The following is a 433-nucleotide window of genomic DNA, read 5'->3' as shown; positions in this document are numbered from 1 at the left end:
GCTGACGCTGGCCGCCGGATCGCCGCTGATGGCGGTCAGCCTGCAGTCGCAAGGTGTGCGTGAACAACGTGCACAAGTGGTCGAAGGCGTAAAGAAGTTGCTAAAGGGCCAGCAATCGCCGACGCAACTGGCGGAAGAGTGGAAAAGCATTCCGATGTTGCGTCTGTTCGACTGGTTCTGCGACTGGTCGAGCCTGATCCTGCGCTATCAACTGACTCAGGACGAAGCCGGCCTCGGCCTGGCCGATATGCGCAAGGTCGTGCAGTACCTGGCGCAGAAAAGCGCGCAGGGCAAAGTGCTGGATATTCAGGACTGGATTCTCGCCCAACGGCAGAAAGTGTTGAGCAAGGCCAACCTCAACCCGGCCCTGTTGCTGGAAGCATTGTTGGTGCAATGGGTGGGATTGCCTGGTCAAAGATAAGAATGTGTACCT

Annotated in this window: 1 protein-coding gene; it reads left to right on the top strand. The window is 57.7% G+C overall.

Translation table 11 applies throughout. The features are described from left to right. On the top strand, positions 1-421 hold a 421-nt coding region (locus tag J5M71_RS28780; protein ID WP_279382408.1), incomplete at its 5' end, for a DNA polymerase III subunit delta' C-terminal domain-containing protein. Positions 422-433 lie beyond the last annotated feature (12 nt).

The sequence above is a fragment of the Pseudomonas sp. 43(2021) genome (genome assembly GCF_017490805.1).
Lineage (GTDB): Bacteria > Pseudomonadota > Gammaproteobacteria > Pseudomonadales > Pseudomonadaceae > Aquipseudomonas.
The sequence above is the reverse complement of the archived record's forward strand: the minus strand, read 5'-3'. Positions and strand labels throughout refer to the sequence as shown.